The organism is Peribacillus sp. FSL K6-1552, from assembly GCF_038005205.1.
In the GTDB taxonomy this organism is placed as follows: Bacteria; Bacillota; Bacilli; order Bacillales; family DSM-1321; genus Peribacillus; species Peribacillus butanolivorans.
This window is the reverse complement of record NZ_JBBOST010000001.1, coordinates 420,917-433,233: the sequence shown is the minus strand read 5'-3', so window position 1 is coordinate 433,233 and position 12,317 is coordinate 420,917. Positions and strand designations below refer to the sequence as shown.

Genomic DNA, 12,317 nt, shown 5'->3' with positions numbered 1-12,317 from the left:
TCCGAAAATCACTCTTTATTTCCGACATTATTAACATTTTGCTTTTTCTCGTTCGTAATCATAAATTTCTGTCGGATAATTTCCGGTGAAGCAAGCTAGACATGAACCGCGCGTTTCTCCAGGAAACGGACGACCAATTGCTTCGACCATACCTTCGACACTTAAAAAAGTTAATGAATCAGCACCAATGATTTCACGTATTTCTTCCACCGATTTAGAGCTCGCGATTAATTCTTCCTTTTTCGATGTATCAATACCATAGAAACATGGGTTTTTAATTGGTGGTGAGCTGATTACAACGTGAACTTCTTTTGCTCCTGCATCTTTTAGCATGCGAACAATCCTTCTGCTCGTTGTTCCACGTACGATTGAATCATCAACCATAATGACACGTTTACCCTCTACGACCCCTCTTACCGGTGAAAGTTTCATCTTCACACCTTGTTCGCGTAGACTTTGTGACGGCTGAATAAATGTCCGGCCAACATAACGGTTTTTAATTAAGCCCATTTCATAAGGAATACCTGCAGCTTCAGCATAGCCAATTGCCGCAGAAATGCTTGAATCAGGAACTCCTGTGACGACATCGGCTTCAATCTTAGCTTCAAGTGCCATTTGCTTACCAAGATTTTTCCGAGCGGTATGAACATTAATTCCATCAATGTTGCTATCTGGACGGGAAAAATACACATATTCCATCGTGCACATTGCATGTTGACTTGAAAGTGAAAAGTATTCGGATGTGATGCCCTCATCATTAATGACCACAAGTTCACCCGGTTCAATATCACGGACGAATTCCGCTCCTACTATATCAAGGGCGCATGTTTCAGATGCTGCGAAATACGCATCGCCTATTTTCCCTAGGGAAAGTGGGCGGAAACCATGCGGATCTCTTGCCAAGATCATTTGGTTTTCTGTCATGACGACGAATGCATAAGCACCCTTCAACATGCTTAAACTGCTTTTCACAGAATCTCTCACATCGGAATAACCAGAACGTTTAATCAAATGTGCTAGAACTTCCGTATCCGATGTCGTTTGAAAGATTGAGCCCTGTCCTTCTAGCTGTGCTTTTAACTGACGAGCATTGACGATATTCCCATTATGAGCGAGAGCCAGCCCCCCTGTATGTGAATTAAACAAGAAAGGCTGAACATTTTGATACCCGCCGCCGCCTGCCGTTGTATAACGGACATGTCCGATCGCGGCTTTTCCTGAACCGGAAAGTTCCTGCATTTTTTCAGCTGTGAATATCTCAGTGACAAGACCTTCACCCTTCGAGATAGACATCTGCTCACCATCCGTAACAACGATGCCTGCTCCCTCTTGACCACGATGTTGCAAGCTATGCAACCCGTAATAAGCAAGCTGTGCTGCATCGGGATGTCCCCAGACTCCAACTACGCCACACTCTTCATTTAGGCTTCTTATTTCAGCAAGCATGGTATAGCTCCCTTCCAAGCTGTTTGTAAATCTACAACGTCTGCTACCAATACGTTGTTATCGCCGCCTGCCGTCACTACTAATTTATTATCCGCTGTTACTGAACCAATACAAACGGCATCTTCAACAAGTGCTTCAAAAGCCTTTTGATTTTCAGGACTTATAGATAGTAAAAAGCGTGATTGCGTTTCACTAAACAGTTCGGATACGAGTTCTCCAGATAAATTTACTTTTGCTCCAAGGTTACTTGCTCCAAATAGAGATTCAGATAAAGCAACAGCCAAACCACCTTCCGCGAGGTCATGAGCTGATGAAACAAGTCCTGATTGAATCGCTGAAAGAATTTGCTGCTGACGCTTTTGTTCAACAGTTAAATCAAGTTCTGGAGCACGCCCAAATATTTTTCCTTCAAGCATTTTTTGTAACTCACTGCCCCCAAATTCCACTTTCGCTTCGCCGACCACATAAATCAAATCTGATTCATTTTTGAACGTTTGCGTTGTGATATGTTGAAGATCGTTCACTAGGCCTACCATCCCAACTACTGGTGTTGGATAGATCGCTTCCCCATTCGTTTCATTGTAAAGAGAGACATTTCCTCCAATTACAGGCGTACTTAAACTTCGACAAGCTTCACTCATCCCGTCTGCCGCTTTTTCCAATTGCCAAAAGATTTCAGGTTTTTCTGGATTTCCAAAATTCAAGCAATCTGTAATTGCTAGAGGTTCTGCACCCGAACAAATAATGTTACGAGCCGCTTCAGCAACTGCGATTTTACCGCCTGTTTCAGGATCCAAGTAAATATAGCGGGAGTTACAATCTGTCGTCATCGCAAGGGCCTTATTTGTGCCTCGAACACGTACAACTGCTGCATCTGATCCAGGTGACACGACTGTATTCGTACGCACCATATAATCATATTGGTCATATACCCATTCTTTACTCGAAATTGTCGGTTGCTGCAATAATGCCAAAAGGGTTTCTCTGTAATCTTCAATGTCTGGTACTTCTGCCGTCATGCTTTGGAAGTCACGGAAATATTGCGGTTCTGCAGATGGCTTGTGATAAATTGGTGCTTCTTCAGCCAATGCATCAACTGGAACCTCAGCAACGATTTCACCCTGATGAGAAAGTGTTAGGTTTTTATCATCCGTTACTTCACCAACAGCAACCGCTTCTAGGTCATATTTCGTAAACAAGTCAACGATTTCCTGTTCGCGTCCTTTTGTAACAACGATCAGCATCCGCTCTTGTGATTCAGAAAGCATCATTTCATATGCTGTCATTCCAGTTTCACGTTGCGGTACCAAATCAAGGTTCATTTTTATTCCTGATCCAGCTTTACTTGCCATCTCAGCAGATGAGCTTGTAAGACCTGCTGCTCCCATATCCTGAATACCAACAAGAGCATCATTTTGAATTAATTCAAGGCATGCTTCTAAAAGCAGTTTCTCCATGAATGGATCACCTACTTGTACGGCAGGCCGTTTTTCTTCTGAAGACTCCGACAGCTCTTCAGAAGCAAATGTTGCTCCATGAATACCATCACGTCCTGTTTTAGCACCCACATACATCACTGTGTTGCCTACTCCATGCGCTTGGCCTTTTTTAATGTCCTTATGATCGATCAAACCGACACACATTGCATTAACTAGAGGATTTCCTTCATAAGATGGATCAAATTGAATTTCTCCGCCTACAGTTGGAATTCCGATACAATTTCCGTATCCTGCAATCCCAGCAACCACTTCTTTAAATAAATATTTCACACGATCATTCTCAAGCTCACCGAAGCGAAGCGAGTTCAACATCGCAATAGGACGGGCACCCATGGAGAAAACATCACGGATAATACCGCCGACACCAGTAGCAGCACCTTGATAAGGTTCAATTGCCGATGGGTGATTATGACTTTCTATTTTAAAAACAACTGCCTGATTGTCACCGATATCTACAATACCCGCTCCTTCACCAGGACCTTGAAGCACTTTCTCCCCTGTAATCGGGAATTTCCTTAAGATGGGTTTTGAATTTTTGTAGGAACAATGCTCTGACCACATAACCGAAAACAATCCAGTTTCCGTATAATTCGGCAGTCTGCCTAAGATTTTCTCCACCATTGCAAATTCTTCATCGGATAGTCCCATACTTGCATATAAACGATCCAATTTAATTTTTTCCGGACTTGGTTCAAGCTGTAATAACATGTGATTCCCTCCAGTTTTTTACGATGGATTGAAAAATCTTTAAGCCGTCTTTACTGCCAAGCAGCGAATCAACAGCACGTTCGGGATGAGGCATCATTCCGAGGACATTTCCTTGTTCATTTGTAATTCCCGCTATTTGCTCCAAGCTTCCGTTTGGATTTTCACCATCATAAGTGAACAAGATGCGGTTATTTTGTTTTAATTCAGCCAATGTTTCATTATCACAGTAGTAATTTCCTTCACCATGAGCCACTGGTATCGTAATCGTTTCATGTAATGAATAGCCTGTTGTAAACATGGATTGATTATTTTCAACCTTCAATCCTACATTGCGGCAAATGAATTTCAAGCCATCATTACGGCGCATCGCTCCAGGTAAAAGGCCTGCTTCAAGTAAAATCTGAAAACCATTGCAGACGCCAAGAACAGGCTTTCCTGCTTGAGCTGCTTTTACTACTTCCGCCATTACATTGGAGAAACGGGCAATTGCACCTGTGCGTAGATAGTCTCCGTAAGAGAAACCGCCTGGAAGGAGAATCCCGTCATATTCATCTAGATTGTCTGTGGAATGCCAAACATACTCCACTTCTTCCCCGAGTGCATCTTTTATCGCATGGTACATGTCGACATCACAATTGGAACCAGGGAAAACTATGACAGCAAATTTCATTGGGTGACAACCTCCTCAACATCATAACGGTAAGATTCAATTACCGTATTGGCTAATAGTTTTTCACACATTTCCTTCACCAGCTGATCCAAATCACGGTCCGTATCTTCAATTGTGAGTTCAATGTATTTCCCCACGCGTACATCACTTACTTCGTTATAAGTTAAACTGTGAAGTGATTGCTGAACTGCTGCTCCCTGTGGATCTAATACACTTTCGCGTAATGTGATATATACCTTAACCTTATACATGTTGAATACCCTCCAACTTTGCTAGAATTTTTCCATAAGCGTCTGTTAAACTACCTAAATCACGACGGAATACGTCTTTGTCTAATTTTTCGTTCGTTGCTACATCCCATAAGCGGCACGTATCGGGTGAAATCTCATCAGCCAGTAGAATGGCTCCATCCGATGTTTTACCGAACTCCAATTTAAAGTCTATCAATTTAATGTCCATTTCTTTAAAGAAGGTTGTTAAAACCTTATTAATTTCTTGAGCTTTTTCTTTTAAAATGGCTACGTCTTCCTTGCTTGCAAGTTCTAATTCTTCAATATGGTCTTCTGTTAACAGAGGATCACCGAGTTCATCATCTTTATAATAAAACTCAACGAGCGTTTTCTTCAGTGGTTGTCCTTCTTCAATGCCCGTTCTTTTAGAAAAACTGCCAGCAGCTGTATTTCGAACGACCACTTCCAGAGGAATAATTGAGACCTTTTTAACTAGCTGCTCCCGGTCGGAAAGCTTTTCAATAAAATGGGATGGAATATTTTCTTGGGCGAGCTTTGAAAATAGTAAGCTAGTAATTTGATTATTTAACTTACCTTTTCCAGCAATCTCTGACTTCTTTTCACCGTTAAACGCTGTTGCCGAATCCTTGTATTCCACCCATACTATTTCACTGTTGTCAGTTGCATAAATCTGTTTCGCTTTTCCTTCATACAGCAATTCTCGTTTTTCCATCTGTCCAGACCTCCACATTGTGAATATTATGAATCTTCTTCCTGTTAGTTAGGCTTGGCAAACATATCAACCGCTTGGGATGGTATGTTTGCCGCCTTTATTTTTATAAACCTAAACGATCAAAGATTACATCAACATTTTTCAGATGATGTGTAGCATCGAAACAATCATCAAGTTCTTCTTTTGTAAGCAAGCTTGTGATCTTATCATCCTTTTCAATCAGGCTTCTGAATGGAACCTGAAGCTCCCATGCTTCCATCGCTTTCGGTTGAACCGTGTCATATGCTTCTTCACGGACAAGACCTTTATCGATAAGGGATAGCAGCACACGTTGTGAGAAAATCAATCCAAGTGTACGGTCCATATTACGTTTCATATTTTCTGGATAAACAGTTAAGTTTTTCACGATGTTGCTAAAGCGATTTAACATATAGTTTAAAGCAATTGTTGCATCCGGTAAGATGATACGCTCAGCAGAAGAATGTGAAATGTCACGTTCGTGCCATAATGCTACATTCTCATATGCTGTCATCATGTAACCACGGATTACGCGTGCCATTCCTGTCATATTTTCAGAACCGATTGGATTCCGTTTATGAGGCATCGCCGATGATCCTTTTTGTCCTTTAGCAAAGAACTCTTCGACTTCACGTGTTTCACTTTTTTGTAAGCCACGAATTTCCACCGCGAATTTTTCAATGGATGTCGCAATTAGAGCCAACGTGCTCATATAGTGAGCATGGCGATCACGCTGCAATGTCTGTGTTGAAATAGGCGCTGCTTCAAGGCCCAGTTTTTCACAAACGAATTTTTCAACGAACGGGTCGATGTTTGCATATGTTCCGACAGCCCCAGAGATTTTTCCAACCTCTATGTTTTTTCTGGCTTCGTCGAAACGTTCGACATTGCGTTTCATTTCTTGATACCAAAGAGCAAGTTTCAAACCAAAAGTAGTTGGTTCTGCATGAACTCCATGTGTACGTCCCATTTGGACCGTATATTTATGTTCTTTCGCTTTGTTTTTCAGAATCTCAACAAAGTTATTTAAATCCTTCGAAAGGATATCATTCGCTTGTTTAATCACATATGAAAGGGCTGTATCAACTACATCCGTAGAAGTTAATCCGTAATGCACCCATTTCCGTTCTTCACCTAATGTTTCAGATACGGCACGTGTAAAGGCAACCACATCATGACGTGTATCTTTTTCAATTTCATTGATCCGATCCACATTAAACGTTGCATTTTCACGAAGAAGTTGTACATCTTCTTTTGGAATTACACCAAGTTCAGACCATGCTTCACAAGCTAAGATTTCTACTTCCAACCACGCGTTAAATCGGTTAGTTTCTGTCCAAATATTTCCCATCTCAGGGCGGGTATAACGTTCAATCATTTTACTTCCTCCGTTTCAACCTGTTGATTCCATATTTTACTTCGATTACTTTCTAAAAGAGCTTCCTCAATCGTTGGACGTAAAATATTCACATGCCCCATTTTTCGTTTCAGCTTGGCTTCTTTCTTTCCATAAAGATGAACCTTCCAATCTGAAAGCTTTGGAATTTCAACCAGTAAAGGTTCCATATGTTCACCTAGAATATTTACCATTACTACTGGTTTCAATAATGCCGTATTTCCGAGCGGCCAATTGCATACAGCACGTATATGCTGCTCGAACTGAGACGTCTCACACGCTTCCATTGTGTAGTGACCAGAGTTATGAGGCCTTGGTGCAAGCTCATTAATGATGATCTCATCCTGATCGGTTAAAAACATCTCGACAGCCAATGTCCCTATCAAACCAAGTTTCTCAGCAAGCTGTAAGGCCTCTTGAATCGCCTTCTTCTCAGCCTGCTTACTGATACGAGCAGGTACAATACTTTTATGAAGGATATTTTCAACATGAATATTTTCCGCAATCGGAAAATGACTTACCTCGCCATTTGTTTTACGCGTCACGATAATTGAGATTTCTTTTACGAAAGGGATCCAGGCTTCTAGCACACATACGCCTGTTTGGAGCAGGGTTTCTGCCTTTCTAATATCGGCTTCTTCCTTAATGACCAACTGCCCTTTTCCATCATAACCGCCGCGCGTCGTTTTTAACACACTAGGGTACCCTATTTTTTCTATATGAAGATAAATTTCTGAAATATCCTGTATTTCTACATATGGAGCAACAGATGCTCCTGCATTCGATATGGCTTTTTTTTCAGTCAAGCGATCCTGTGTAAGCTTTAATAATTCTGACCCTTGTGGAAGATACGCATGTTGCTTTAACCAATCTAGAGCGTCTGAACTGATATTTTCAAATTCATAGGTTATGACGTCACTGACATCCGCTAATCTTTTCAATGCATCGATATCATCATAAGCACCAGTGATTTCAATATCTGCCACTTGCGCACATGGGCCATCTGTAGTTGGTTCAAGAACTGCTATTCTAAAGCCCGATGCCTTAGCCGACAAGGCCATCATTCTGCCTAATTGCCCACCGCCAATAATTCCAATGGTCTGTCCCGGTAAAATGATTGTATTATTTAAGTTGTTCACTGCTCTGTAACACCTTTTCTCTGGTTTCGTCTCGTAAAGCCTCTAATCTATCAGCAATTTTAGAATCGAAAGCAGCTAATATCTGAGCTGCAAACAAACCAGCATTAACTGCTCCAGCTTTCCCAATTGCCACCGTCGCAACCGGTACGCCACCAGGCATCTGAACAATCGATAATAACGAATCCATACCATTTAACGCCTTCGATTGAATAGGCACGCCAATCACAGGGACAATCGTTTTCGCTGCCGTCATACCTGGAAGATGAGCTGCCCCGCCTGCACCAGCAATAATCACTTTAAGGTCTCGCTCTTTTGCACTCTCTGCATATTCAAATAACAAATCCGGCGTACGGTGGGCGGAAACGACTCTTTTTTCATAGGGAATCTCGAGCTGTTCCAATGATTCACATGCATATTTCATCGTTTCCCAATCTGAGACACTTCCCATAATAACCCCAACTTGCGGCTTCATATCTTTCCCTCCAACACTCATATTAAGACGTCCTGAGTATGCAGATGGACGCTTATAATTATCTATATCAAATTAAAAAACCGGGCAGACTGCTTCCTCATAGAGAAAGCAATCTGCCCGGAAGAAAGCCTTTAAAAAAACACAAAAAGACTTGGCTAGTTTCCGAATTAGTCAGATGCTTTTCTCATAGTCCAATGATTTACGGTCATTAGGTAGATACTTTTGGGCCATATCCCCAGGATTATATGAGATGTATTAATCTAACTTCATCTTACCTTCACGCCATTTTAATGTCAAGATAAAATCGAATATTTTTACAGGATATCAAAAAATCGTTCGTGTTTTACTCAATTAATTTCGCTTCGAATACGATTTTTCTATTAACTGGCTCATAATGAACCTTTCCATTCTCGATTCTTTCGGCAAAAATAGGTTCTTCCGTTCGTCTTACAGGAAAGTAACCTGCTGCTTTAATTCGATCTAGACATGCATCAATTGTTTCTCCATCTATTACTTCAAACTTTTCCTTACTCTTCTTACTCACAAAACCGTTCCTTTCCCGAATTCTATATTGTTTACCTTCCTTCGCATCAATACTTCGCTTATATTCATTAATAAATTCTTCATAGTATAATGAAAAGAACAGATAAAGGCAAGATTTATTCCCGAAGAAATCCATCGCCATTTTAATAAGTGAATACTTTTGAAATTCCAAAAATAAACCTAACCTAGAAAAAGGTTTTTTCTGGAAAAATGTCATCCTGGTTAATCGCATGTCGACCCCCTGATTATCAACCCTATTTTATTCGATACTCTTTCCCATTTTATAAACGCAAAAAAAGACCAGCCAGAATGGCTGATCTTTTCAAAATGGCTTGGCGGCGTCCTACTCTCACAGGGGGAAACCCCCAACTACCATCGGCGCTGAAGAGCTTAACTGCCGTGTTCGGAATGGGAACGGGTGTGACCTCTTCGCTATCGTCACCAAACAATAAAGGAACGTTGTTCCTTCAAAACTAGATAATAAGAAGGTATTTCATTTTTTAAAGCGTGGTTAAGTCCTCGATCTATTAGTATCAGTCAGCTCCACATGTCGCCACGCTTCCACCTCTGACCTATCAACCTGATCATCTTTCAGGGATCTTACTAGCTTGCGCTATGGGAAATCTCATCTCGAGGGGGGCTTCATGCTTAGATGCTTTCAGCACTTATCCCGTCCGCACGTAGCTACCCAGCTATGCCTTTGGCAAGACAACTGGTACACCAGCGGTGCGTCCATCCCGGTCCTCTCGTACTAAGGACAGCTCCTCTCAAATTTCCTGCGCCCGCGACGGATAGGGACCGAACTGTCTCACGACGTTCTGAACCCAGCTCGCGTACCGCTTTAATGGGCGAACAGCCCAACCCTTGGGACCGACTACAGCCCCAGGATGCGATGAGCCGACATCGAGGTGCCAAACCTCCCCGTCGATGTGGACTCTTGGGGGAGATAAGCCTGTTATCCCCGGGGTAGCTTTTATCCGTTGAGCGATGGCCCTTCCATGCGGAACCACCGGATCACTAAGCCCGACTTTCGTCCCTGCTCGACTTGTAGGTCTCGCAGTCAAGCTCCCTTGTGCCTTTACACTCTACGAATGATTTCCAACCATTCTGAGGGAACCTTTGGGCGCCTCCGTTACTCTTTAGGAGGCGACCGCCCCAGTCAAACTGCCCACCTGACACTGTCTCCCACCCCGATAAGGGGCGCGGGTTAGAATTTCAATACAGCCAGGGTAGTATCCCACCAACGCCTCCACCGAAGCTAGCGCTCCGGCTTCTCAGGCTCCTACCTATCCTGTACAAGCTGTACCAAAATTCAATATCAGGCTGCAGTAAAGCTCCACGGGGTCTTTCCGTCCTGTCGCGGGTAACCTGCATCTTCACAGGTACTATAATTTCACCGAGTCTCTCGTTGAGACAGTGCCCAGATCGTTACACCTTTCGTGCGGGTCGGAACTTACCCGACAAGGAATTTCGCTACCTTAGGACCGTTATAGTTACGGCCGCCGTTTACTGGGGCTTCGGTTCAAAGCTTCGCTTGCGCTAACCTCTCCCCTTAACCTTCCAGCACCGGGCAGGTGTCAGCCCCTATACTTCGCCTTGCGGCTTCGCAGAGACCTGTGTTTTTGCTAAACAGTCGCCTGGGCCTATTCACTGCGGCTTTTCTGGGCTATTCACCCTAAAAAGCACCCCTTCTCCCGAAGTTACGGGGTCATTTTGCCGAGTTCCTTAACGAGAGTTCTCTCGCACACCTTAGGATTCTCTCCTCGCCTACCTGTGTCGGTTTGCGGTACGGGCACCTTACATCTCACTAGAGGCTTTTCTTGGCAGCGTGGAATCAGGAACTTCGGTACTATATTTCCCTCGCCATCACAGCTCCGCCTTAATGGAAACGGGATTTGCCTCGTTTCCGGCCTAACTGCTTGGACGCGCATATCCAACAGCGCGCTTACCCTATCCTTCTGCGTCCCCCCATCGTTCAAACGATGTATAGGTGGTACAGGAATATCAACCTGTTGTCCATCGCCTACGCCTTTCGGCCTCGGCTTAGGTCCCGACTAACCCTGAGCGGACGAGCCTTCCTCAGGAAACCTTAGGCATTCGGTGGAAGGGATTCTCACCCTTCTTTCGCTACTCATACCGGCATTCTCACTTCTAAGCGCTCCACCAGTCCTTCCGGTCTGACTTCAACGCCCTTAGAACGCTCTCCTACCATCGACACCATACGGTGTCAATCCACAGCTTCGGTGATACGTTTAGCCCCGGTACATTTTCGGCGCGGAGTCACTCGACCAGTGAGCTATTACGCACTCTTTAAATGATGGCTGCTTCTGAGCCAACATCCTGGTTGTCTAAGCAACTCCACATCCTTTTCCACTTAACGTATACTTTGGGACCTTAGCTGGTGGTCTGGGCTGTTTCCCTTTCGACTACGGATCTTATCACTCGCAGTCTGACTCCCAAGAATAAGTATTTGGCATTCGGAGTTTGACTGAATTCGGTAACCCGTTGGGGGCCCCTAGTCCAATCAGTGCTCTACCTCCAATACTCTCATCTTGAGGCTAGCCCTAAAGCTATTTCGGAGAGAACCAGCTATCTCCAGGTTCGATTGGAATTTCTCCGCTACCCACACCTCATCCCCGCACTTTTCAACGTGCGTGGGTTCGGGCCTCCATTCAGTGTTACCTGAACTTCACCCTGGACATGGGTAGATCACCTGGTTTCGGGTCTACGACCTCATACTCATTCGCCCTATTCAGACTCGCTTTCGCTGCGGCTCCGTCTTATCAACTTAACCTCGCATGAAATCGTAACTCGCCGGTTCATTCTACAAAAGGCACGCCATTACCCATTAACGGGCTTTGACTACTTGTAGGCACACGGTTTCAGGATCTATTTCACTCCCCTTCCGGGGTGCTTTTCACCTTTCCCTCACGGTACTGGTTCACTATCGGTCACTAGGTAGTATTTAGCCTTGGGAGATGGTCCTCCCTGCTTCCGACGGGATTTCTCGTGTCCCGCCGTACTCAGGATCCACTCAGGAGGGAACGAAGTTTCAACTACAGGGTTTTTACCTTCTTTGACGGACCTTTCCAGATCACTTCATTTACCCCGTTCCTTTGTAACTCCATGTTGAGTGTCCTACAACCCCAAGAGGCAAGCCTCTTGGTTTGGGCTAATTCCGTTTCGCTCGCCGCTACTCAGGAAATCGCATTTGCTTTCTCTTCCTCCGGGTACTTAGATGTTTCAGTTCCCCGGGTCTGCCTTCAGTACCCTATGTATTCAGGTAAAGATACTGTTCCATTACGAACAGTGGGTTTCCCCATTCGGAAATCTCCGGATCAAAGCTTACTTACAGCTCCCCGAAGCATATCGGTGTTAGTCCCGTCCTTCATCGGCTCCTAGTGCCAAGGCATCCACCGTGCGCCCTTTCTAACTTAACCGTTAAAAAAGATCTTACTGATGC

General features: G+C 43.8%; 9 protein-coding genes, 2 rRNA genes and 1 riboswitch. All 11 genes read right to left on the bottom strand.

Going from position 1 to position 12,317, the window contains the following annotated elements:
- Positions 1-30 precede the first annotated feature (30 nt).
- Positions 31-1,446, bottom strand: a complete 1,416-nt coding sequence (purF, locus tag NST21_RS02040) for an amidophosphoribosyltransferase (protein ID WP_053344207.1) — start codon at positions 1,444-1,446, stop codon at positions 31-33.
- Positions 1,431-3,653: a phosphoribosylformylglycinamidine synthase subunit PurL gene (gene purL / locus NST21_RS02035; protein ID WP_340887453.1), complete on the bottom strand. Its 2,223-nt coding sequence runs from the start codon at positions 3,651-3,653 to the stop codon at positions 1,431-1,433. The genes purF and purL overlap by 16 nt, the downstream gene beginning before the upstream one ends.
- Positions 3,637-4,323, bottom strand: a complete 687-nt coding sequence (gene purQ / locus NST21_RS02030) for a phosphoribosylformylglycinamidine synthase subunit PurQ (protein WP_053344205.1) — start codon at positions 4,321-4,323, stop codon at positions 3,637-3,639. The genes purL and purQ overlap by 17 nt, the downstream gene beginning before the upstream one ends.
- The gene (gene purS, locus NST21_RS02025) at positions 4,320-4,574 is read right to left on the bottom strand and encodes a phosphoribosylformylglycinamidine synthase subunit PurS (protein ID WP_053344204.1); all 255 of its coding nucleotides are present in this window, start codon (positions 4,572-4,574) and stop codon (positions 4,320-4,322) included. The genes purQ and purS overlap by 4 nt, the downstream gene beginning before the upstream one ends.
- Positions 4,567-5,286: a phosphoribosylaminoimidazolesuccinocarboxamide synthase gene (gene purC, locus NST21_RS02020; protein ID WP_056522795.1), complete on the bottom strand. Its 720-nt coding sequence runs from the start codon at positions 5,284-5,286 to the stop codon at positions 4,567-4,569. Before purC ends, purS begins: the two co-directional genes overlap by 8 nt.
- Positions 5,287-5,389: 103 nt before the next feature.
- Positions 5,390-6,682: an adenylosuccinate lyase gene (gene purB / locus NST21_RS02015; RefSeq protein WP_056522797.1), complete on the bottom strand. Its 1,293-nt coding sequence runs from the start codon at positions 6,680-6,682 to the stop codon at positions 5,390-5,392.
- Entirely contained in the window at positions 6,679-7,839 is a 1,161-nt protein-coding gene (gene purK / locus NST21_RS02010) for a 5-(carboxyamino)imidazole ribonucleotide synthase (protein ID WP_053344201.1), read from the bottom strand. Before purK ends, purB begins: the two co-directional genes overlap by 4 nt.
- On the bottom strand, positions 7,823-8,311 hold the full coding sequence (gene purE, locus NST21_RS02005; RefSeq protein ID WP_053344200.1) for a 5-(carboxyamino)imidazole ribonucleotide mutase: 489 nt from the start codon (positions 8,309-8,311) through the stop codon (positions 7,823-7,825). The genes purK and purE overlap by 17 nt, the downstream gene beginning before the upstream one ends.
- A 167-nt stretch (positions 8,312-8,478) precedes the next feature.
- Positions 8,479-8,580, bottom strand: a riboswitch (purine riboswitch).
- A gap of 74 nt (positions 8,581-8,654) precedes the next feature.
- Complete coding sequence (locus tag NST21_RS28640) at positions 8,655-9,086, bottom strand: NETI motif-containing protein (protein WP_445670467.1); 432 nt, start codon at positions 9,084-9,086, stop codon at positions 8,655-8,657.
- A 98-nt stretch (positions 9,087-9,184) separates the two neighbouring features.
- Positions 9,185-9,300 (bottom strand): 5S ribosomal RNA (gene rrf / locus NST21_RS01995).
- Between the two features lie 61 nt (positions 9,301-9,361).
- Positions 9,362-12,294, bottom strand: a 23S ribosomal RNA gene (locus NST21_RS01990).
- Between the last annotated feature and the right edge of the window lie 23 nt (positions 12,295-12,317).

Bases quoted from the DNA above. Each gene is read 5' to 3' on its own strand.
- purF (WP_053344207.1), bottom strand. From the start codon at position 1,446: ATGCTTGCTGAAATAAGAAGCCTAAATGAAGAGTGTGGCGTAGTTGGA.
- purL (WP_340887453.1), bottom strand. From the start codon at position 3,653: ATGTTATTACAGCTTGAACCAAGTCCGGAAAAAATTAAATTGGATCGT.
- purQ (WP_053344205.1), bottom strand. From the start codon at position 4,323: ATGAAATTTGCTGTCATAGTTTTCCCTGGTTCCAATTGTGATGTCGAC.
- purS (WP_053344204.1), bottom strand. From the start codon at position 4,574: ATGTATAAGGTTAAGGTATATATCACATTACGCGAAAGTGTATTAGAT.
- purC (WP_056522795.1), bottom strand. From the start codon at position 5,286: ATGGAAAAACGAGAATTGCTGTATGAAGGAAAAGCGAAACAGATTTAT.
- purB (WP_056522797.1), bottom strand. From the start codon at position 6,682: ATGATTGAACGTTATACCCGCCCTGAGATGGGAAATATTTGGACAGAA.
- purE (WP_053344200.1), bottom strand. From the start codon at position 8,311: ATGAAGCCGCAAGTTGGGGTTATTATGGGAAGTGTCTCAGATTGGGAA.
- NST21_RS28640 (WP_445670467.1), bottom strand. From the start codon at position 9,086: ATGCGATTAACCAGGATGACATTTTTCCAGAAAAAACCTTTTTCTAGG.